Here is an 848-nt window from a genome sequence, read left to right as displayed (position 1 = left end):
CTGCAACTCGAATTATTTAGGGTATAGATGCTGAAAAGGGTTGGGTGGCGCAAGCGGTCGGGGCTGGAAACGCCCTCAAGGCGCGAAACGTTAATCTTCATAGCGTTAGCTTCTATGCCATCAACAACGGAAAGACCGTGATGGATCGCTGATAAATAGATATTACCCATTCAATCAGTATGGATACGTGACAGGGGAATTGCCTTCCCCTCGTTGCCATCGTCGGTGACGCGGTGGCAGTGAGCGCAAGGTGGGTGTGATCGTCGTTATCTTTAGCGTTTTTGGCACCGCGGCATAACCGTAGCCTTTGGTTGAAATATTCTAATTCCAGCTATTTTTTTGCATTATAAAAACTAATCCATTGCAAATATCGCTGTGGCGATCATTCTCTAACGATGCGAATATTTGTGTCATTATTTTTGTTTTAAATCCATATTATTGGTTTTTTATCCTAATTAATGATTTTAATTTGGCGATTTTCGTTGCCTTGTGCTCTGGCACTCTTTTTGTCTTTCACGGCTGATATATAGTTTAACTTATGACAGAGGGTGTGGTAGCCCTGTGGAAGAGGTGGTAAGTTCAACGCAAAGAAAGCGTTTGCGTGGCGTGATTCGCGCCGTTTGCAAGGAGAGGTTCGGGAGAAAAAATGACACAGCAAACTCCGTTGTATCAGCAACATGTAGCCGATGGCGCGAAGATGGTCGACTTTCACGGCTGGATGATGCCGCTGCACTACGGCTCACAGTTGGATGAACATCACAGCGTTAGACGTCATGCAGGCATGTTCGATGTGTCGCACATGACCATTGTGGATTTACTCGGCCCGCGCGTACGCGAATTCCTGCGTT

At 46.2% G+C, this 848-nt stretch carries 1 pseudogene; it reads left to right on the top strand.

The features are described from left to right. Positions 1-646: 646 nt before the first annotated feature. Positions 647-848: pseudogene (gene gcvT, locus J5224_RS31415) on the top strand (glycine cleavage system aminomethyltransferase GcvT); the annotation flags it as partial.

It is taken from the genome of Candidatus Symbiopectobacterium sp. NZEC135 (assembly GCF_025962695.1).
The sequence above is the reverse complement of the archived record's forward strand: the minus strand, read 5'-3'. Positions and strand labels throughout refer to the sequence as shown.